The sequence below is a fragment of the Oleiphilus sp. HI0117 genome (assembly GCF_001635235.1).
In genome coordinates, this window is record NZ_LWGA01000824.1 from 1 (window position 1) to 6,624 (window position 6,624).

Annotated in this window: 7 protein-coding genes; 4 read left to right on the forward strand and 3 right to left on the reverse strand. The window is 42.8% G+C overall.

From position 1 onward, the window contains the following. Positions 1 to 62 precede the first annotated feature (62 nt). Positions 63 to 692 (reverse strand): TetR/AcrR family transcriptional regulator, encoded by a 630-nt coding sequence (locus tag A3757_RS13765; protein ID WP_231875540.1) that lies wholly within the window; start codon positions 690 to 692, stop codon positions 63 to 65. 180 nt (positions 693 to 872) lie between these two features. On the opposite strand from A3757_RS13765, the gene A3757_RS13770 reads away from it, so the two are divergent. Then, complete coding sequence (locus A3757_RS13770) at positions 873 to 2,039, forward strand: carboxylesterase (RefSeq protein WP_068506966.1); 1,167 nt, start codon at positions 873 to 875, stop codon at positions 2,037 to 2,039. A gap of 51 nt (positions 2,040 to 2,090) precedes the next feature. On the opposite strand, the gene A3757_RS13775 is transcribed toward A3757_RS13770, so the two are convergent. Continuing rightward, on the reverse strand, positions 2,091 to 2,396 hold the full coding sequence (locus tag A3757_RS13775; RefSeq protein ID WP_068506944.1) for a DUF962 domain-containing protein: 306 nt from the start codon (positions 2,394 to 2,396) through the stop codon (positions 2,091 to 2,093). Between the two features lie 359 nt (positions 2,397 to 2,755). On the opposite strand from A3757_RS13775, the gene A3757_RS13785 reads away from it, so the two are divergent. Beyond that, on the forward strand, positions 2,756 to 4,204 hold the full coding sequence (locus tag A3757_RS13785; RefSeq protein WP_068506940.1) for a malate:quinone oxidoreductase: 1,449 nt from the start codon (positions 2,756 to 2,758) through the stop codon (positions 4,202 to 4,204). Between the two features lie 307 nt (positions 4,205 to 4,511). Beyond that, a complete protein-coding gene (locus A3757_RS13790; RefSeq protein WP_068553691.1) occupies positions 4,512 to 4,967 on the forward strand; it encodes a hypothetical protein in 456 nt (151 codons plus the stop codon). A 73-nt stretch (positions 4,968 to 5,040) separates the two neighbouring features. On the opposite strand, the gene A3757_RS13795 is transcribed toward A3757_RS13790, so the two are convergent. Continuing rightward, positions 5,041 to 5,397 carry a hypothetical protein gene (locus tag A3757_RS13795; RefSeq protein ID WP_068506937.1) on the reverse strand — a complete coding sequence of 119 codons (357 nt, stop codon included), beginning with the start codon at positions 5,395 to 5,397 and terminating at the stop codon, positions 5,041 to 5,043. Positions 5,398 to 5,721: 324 nt separating this feature from the next. On the opposite strand from A3757_RS13795, the gene A3757_RS13800 reads away from it, so the two are divergent. Beyond that, on the forward strand, positions 5,722 to 6,624 hold a 903-nt coding region (locus tag A3757_RS13800), incomplete at its 3' end, for a DUF1329 domain-containing protein (protein ID WP_156506322.1).

Sequence of the window (6,624 nt, forward strand, 5' to 3'; positions counted from 1 at the left end):
AGTCGAACGCAGTGTTCTAATAGCTCAGCTCAAGCGCTGACTTTTACAATTAATATTTATCATTATTTATATCGAGCCAAAAACATATCAACGGTTTCGCGCACTAGTGCTTGTTTTTCAGGTTCAGATAAAACAGGCGCAATTTGAACAACTTGAGGCCAAAAGCAACTTCCCTTTATTAGGTTGTGAAGCTGTGTGAAAGCTAGCTCTGTGTCATGTAAATTTATGCGCTTATCTTTAGACGCGCTTTCTAACCATAGCGTCAGCGCGGTGTCTTCATCATCGAACTTTTCAAGTTCTTTTTGTAGGGCCTCCGGCTGGAACAGGAAGTGCCCTAGCGCCACGCGTGCTAAATCGATATATTCTTTGTCGCCCACCAGATTCACTTCTTGCTTTAGTAATGCTGTTAGCTGCTCACCCAAGGGGCTGACGGCATCATAATGAACATCAATTTTCACCATCGCCTGATCCCATAGATCTTTCAGCAAATACATTACCAAGGCTTCTTTAGAGTCGAAGTGATTGTAGACCGTTCGCTTTGATACCTGGGCAATTTCCGCTAGCTTATCCATGCTTGTCGCATCTACGCCATATTCCTTAAAGGCTTTTCTCGCGGCATCAATGATCGCCTCTCTCTTTAATTCACTGCGGCTTTTGCTTTTTTCGCTTAAGGTCTGACAGATTACGTTCACATTGAGTCTCAACAGCTTAAATACCAATAAAGTACATTTTTACACTGCATAGTTTACTTTTCAATTTAAATAAGTAAACTGCACTGATTAGTTTACTTATTGTATGGCGACGTCATGGTGGGCTCAGTGATGGATCGCTATGGAAGCGGGCAGCATGCTGTAAGTCAGAAGGAGAGAATCATGTTACGTTTAATAGCGCGCGTTGCTTTGGTGCTTACAGCACTGATGATTGTTAAAGGTTGTGCGAGTATGCCGGACAGCAAAATGCCTTTGCATCAGAGTGCTGAGTATTACAATTATATTCAGCGAGACTTTGAAAGCTATATAGAGGTGTCTAGAGCATGGTTATCGCATAACCGAAGTTTTATTTCACAGAACAAGCAAAAAGAGATCAACATGAACGCACCGTTTATGTTGATGCCTAATGAGCCGACACAGAAAGCTGTATTGCTGGTTCACGGCTTGGGAGACTCGCCTTATTCTTTTTCTGATATTGCTAAATCGCTCCACGGCGAAGGGTATGCTGTTCACGTTTTACTTTTGCCTGGGCACGGAAGTAAGCCTTCGGACTTAATGCTCTCTCACTATGAAGATTGGCAAGACATTGTTGACCACTATGCTCTACAGCTGAAAAAACAGTACAACAAGGTTTTACTAGGCGGTTTTTCTACCGGTGCAAACCTCGTGACTATCAATGCCATTGAGCAGGGTGGTGTTGATGGTTTGCTTCTGTTTTCTCCGGGCTTTGAGACATTTTCACCTTTTGTAGAGCGTTTGGCTCCCATCTTTGCGACATTTATGGACTGGGGCTGGAAGGCAGAAGAAGATAACCTAGCCCGATATCGCTCCTCGCCAATTAATGCTTCGATCGCTTACTCTGAGAGTGCACAATATGTCAGAGACTTATTTGAATCAAAGCAAACAAATGTCCCAACCCTGATTGTGATGAGCGAGGCAGACAGTGTCATTAACCCTCATGCCATCAAAGGATACTTTGACTCAAACTTCACCCATGCATCAAATCGCTTCATTTGGTATGGAGAGTCTATTATTGAAGACGATAAGATTATCACTAAGTCTATGAAACTGCCGGAACTGAGAATCAGTTCTGGCTCACATATGAGCCCACTATTCGCTCCAGACAACCCTTACTACGGCAAAAAAGGAGAAAAACGAATGTGCGGAAACAGCTTTAATCCCTCAAATACGCGCCGATGCGAAGAGGGTGAAAGTGTATGGTTTTCAGCATGGGGTTATAGCGAAGAAGACAAACTATTTGCCCGTTTAACATGGAACCCTTACTACTCGAAAATGGAGCAAGCTCTAAGACTTTTTCTTCGGAATTAAACATGCTGCTCTATGCGAATGTTGCGTGACCAGACAGTGGTTCCCTCACAACTAAGACCAGCTAACTTTGCCGAGCAGCATATCCTTAAACATCACAAAGTCACCCATTAAACTCCATAGCGGGTATGTAAAAGTAGCCGGACGGTTCTTTTCAAAAAAGAAATGTCCGACCCAGGCGAAACCATAACCGACTAGTGGCAGAGCGATTAGCAGTGACCAATTTTGCGTACTAATAAGTGTAACGAGCAGTAAAATAACGAGTGCAGTACCGAGGAAGTGCAAGCGCCTGCATGTCGCGTTGCTGTGTTCAGATAGGTAGTAAGGGTAGAATTCTTTGAAGCTTTGGTAGGTTTTCATTTTGGATAACTCTCTTATTGTTTTTTATATAGTAATCTTATCGGTGCTGCAGTGCCAATTGTTGCTAAGGTGAATTTTCTCTTAAGTTTAATTGATAGATAACATGATTTTTTAGCTTCGGCTAAGCAGTGGTGCTTTATGTCTTGGATACAAATCACTCGAAAAAGGCCAGATATTTGTATAAAATAGCGCCCGGTAAAATCCGGTAACTCGTTATCATCGAGCTCAACCGGCAAATCAGGTGTTGTAGTCTCATCATAAAAACATCTTGGCATTACTTTGGGTGACCCTCAAACAAGCCAAATCTGACTCTTCTCCTCGTATCAAGTTTAAACCACGCTTACAAGCAAGAGTATTATATGAATGTAGTAATTGTCGGCGCAGGGATAATGGGAATTACCTTTGCCACCCTAGCGAAAGAACTGAACCCGAAGCTTAAAATAACCATCATAGAGCGCCTTTCTGGGCCAGCCAAAAGCAACTCCAGCGTATTCAATAATGCGGGAACAGGCCATGAAGCAAATTGTGAGTTGAACTATACGCCGGTCGATGAGGATATTATCGAAGTCGAAAAGGCACTCGCAATACACGGTCAATTCAATATCGCCAAGCAGTTTTGGGCTTATTTGGTTAAGAAGGGGATTATCGAAGACCCTACAAGCTTTATCGTTCCGACAAAACACTGCACCCTGGTTCATGAAGACAGTATCAATGAGCTGAAATTGCGTTTTGAAGAAATGTCTCAGCACCACTATTTTGAGCATATGCAGTATTCGGAAGATCATGATGAAATTAAATCATGGATCCCCTATACCATGGAAAATCGACCAACTTCTGAAAAGATGGCTGCGACCATGATTGCGACGGGAACAGATGTTAATTTTGAGTCGATCACCGAGCAAATGGCTGCTTATTTGGCAAAGCAGGAAGGGGTTGAATTTCACTACGGAACGCATGTTACGCGTGTTCATAAAAACCCGGTTAAGCAATGGCTAGTTGAAACCCAAAAAGGCGATCAGAAAATGCGCTTTAAAGGCGACACGCTATTTGTTGCCGCAGGTGGAGGCGCATTCCCGCTTCTTAAACTAAGCCACTTACCAGATAGAACTCGATTTGCAGGCTTCCCTGTTGGTGGTCGCTTCTTGATGGCGCCTATTAGTGAAGAAGACGCTAAACACTACTCTGCAAAAACTTACGGTAAAGCGAAAGTCGGCGCACCACCCATGTCGGTTCCGCATCTGGATTTGCGTGCTGCTAACGGAAAGCATTACTTGCTGTTTGGTCCTTTTGCGACCTTTATGCCGGTGCTGGAAAAAGGCCGAGGTTTCCTTGAGTACTTAAAGTCTATGCGCTTTCATGATATCCCTAACTTTTTGAATGTTGCGCGAGAGCACTTTCCATTAATGAAGTACCTTATTTCCGAGACCTTTGTTTGTAAGGAAAAGATGCTGAAGGAACTAGAAGACTTTGCGCCAGGTTTAAGTAGTAAATTCAACTGGCAGGTTAGTCCGGCAGGTCAGCGAGTGCAAATCATTAAAGATGGTGACTTGCAGATGGGCACCGAGATTATTGTCTCTGATGATAAAACCTACGGGACGCTACTAGGTGCCTCGCCGGGGGCGTCGGTATCACCTGAAGTGATGTTGCGACTGGTTGAACAACTCATGCCATTCCTGATTGAAGATGAGGAAGGCAATAGCAAATTACGAGAAATCTTCCCCGTTCACAGCCTCAGAAAGCTGGAAAAGGACGCTAAGCTCTATCGTGCTATCCGTGATGATGTCAATGAAACCCTAGGCATCGGATAAGCCCTCCAAGCCCAAACACCTAGGGATTTTGCCGATGATCAATCCGCTTCCTTAGGTCTTATGGGCTATTTCACAAGGTTTTACCTCAGTGTTACCTGTTGTTACCACTTTGGGATAATTTGTCATTCCTTTACTTGTTACAATCCTCGGGAATTTATTTAAGGCCCCTTTGTTTGTAACGACTAGGAATATTTGATGACGAATGATATATGGATGAACCTTGGTATACAGAACTCTTTCTCGCAAGATTATGGGCTGTTGTACGATAATTTGGCACTAACGGCCAGTGCACTTGCGGGTTTTTTTAATGCTATTGCTCTTACATAGAGTATCGTCGCTGTACCGTGCAAGTCAGCTAAGCAGGCATGAAACTGAAGAGGGTAACGCTGTAGGGTTCTCATCCCAATTAATTGATTTTGCTCAGTTTCATATTAATAGTGTTCATCAAGGGGCTGGAGAGAAACGAGTATTTGAGGATCAAGAAAACCGAAGTGAAGTTGGTTTGTTTTTTATTGGGGCAGTAGAGTTTGTCGTTAAGATGAATGGCTTGTCGTCAAAGCAGCGGCATATGCTTATTGTGGAGCTGCTTCGAGAGAGTCTGGGCTTTTCTGCAAAGGAGGTGAGTAAAGTTTACTCGCAAGCTTTGGTGACTTGCTCAAACTCGCCTTCTAAGAATACAGTAAAGCTCGGAGCAAAAGCATTTAAAGAATGGTCTACAAACGACTTCTCAGGAAGCGTCCATCTATCTACAGTCTTATCATAACCCTAGACGCTAGGTCGTTCTCAGAAGCTTGCAGTCTTTTGAGAACGAGCCTTGATAGCCAAGAATAATTAGTTTACTTCATCAAGCATAATGCGAATGGCACCACCTCAATAAAGTTTTCGCCAGTTAAAAACTTTGTTTTATCTTTGTAGTTAAGTGCATAAAAGTCATCTTTATCGCTCCAAATACTGCTTTGGCGATTGATAGTGTAAAAAGCATTCTCACTATCAAATGCTTCTAGGTACCAGGTCTCAGCCCACTCCTTGTCTTCAAGAACCCAAACTTTGTAGTCACAATTCTTGTTAAATGGTTTTTTGTCACTGCTGATGTCTACCCACTGTGAGCGACCGTGTTTATCTGCAAGCACTGAACCCGAGCCGAATACTAGAACGCAAACAAGTAAAAAAGAAGATACAAAATTTTGGTACATAGGAAATTCTCCGCTGTTTTCATAATGAAGATTTGTAGAAAGTGAAGGTATTAGATAATCTTAGTTCAACAAGTACGAATGTTGAAGTAGATGAAGAGATTTAGTCACTTGATGATAGAGGCGATGCATAAATGTCAAAGAGACTAGTGTTGATATAAATATTCACTCAGGTTTAAAACAGTGGGTTGGGAAAATAAGGTTTTCCTTCCTATACTAATTAGTTCCGGCTTGCTCCATTAGTATGCTTTGAGTTTATCAAGCTTCGCTATTGCCGTTGTTCAAGTAATTTATAAAGCCTCAAATTAAGCAGGTAAGGTGTAGAATATGAATGGAAAATCCTTATCTTTCTTAGGTTTAACTGTTATAGCCATGCTGTCCTTTAATGCGCAAGCAAAAGTTTCTTCGGAGGCCGCAGCTGAATTAGGCGTATCTTTGACTCCTTTTGGCTCAGTTAAAGAAAGTAATCAATACAAAACAATTCCTGCTTGGGATGGTGGTATTACCGAGGTGCCAGATGGGTTTAAGGGCAACGGTTTTCCTCATGTCGACCCCTTCGCCGACGATGAAATTAAGTTCTCGATCGACCAGAGCAATTACAAAGACTACAAGAAAAAGCTGACTCCAGGTCAGTATAAAATGTTTGAGACTTACCCAGAGACTTTTAAAATAAACGTTTATCCTACTCATCGCTCACACTCCTTGCCAGAGTGGGTCAGCAAGAATACGCGTAAGAATGCCCTTACCTCAGAGCTTCTCGATAATGGCCAGGGCTTCGAAAATGCTTTTGGTGGCGTGCCATTTCCAATTTTGCATGGCAGCAGTGATGACAAGGCTTTACAGGTTATGTGGAACCATTTGACGCGCTGGAGAGGTGTTTTTCTCACCAAAAGTGCAACGGAAGTGGCGGTTCAGCGAAATGGTGCATTCACACCGATTACGAAGCAATACGAAATATTATTCAATTTCCATAAACCTAATGGGAGTTTTAAGAAGCTAAACAATATTCTTTTCTACTTTCTTGCGTTTAATAAAGCGCCCGCGCGTTTAGCGGGTGGCGCTTTGTTAGTGCACGAAACTCTTGATCAGATAAAAGAGGAGCGTCAGGTGTGGGATTATAGTTCTGGTCAGCGCAGAGTTAGGCGGGCACCGAACTTAGCTTACGATTCACCGATTGCATCATCAGATAACACACGAACTGCTGACGATACGGATATGTATAACGGTGCT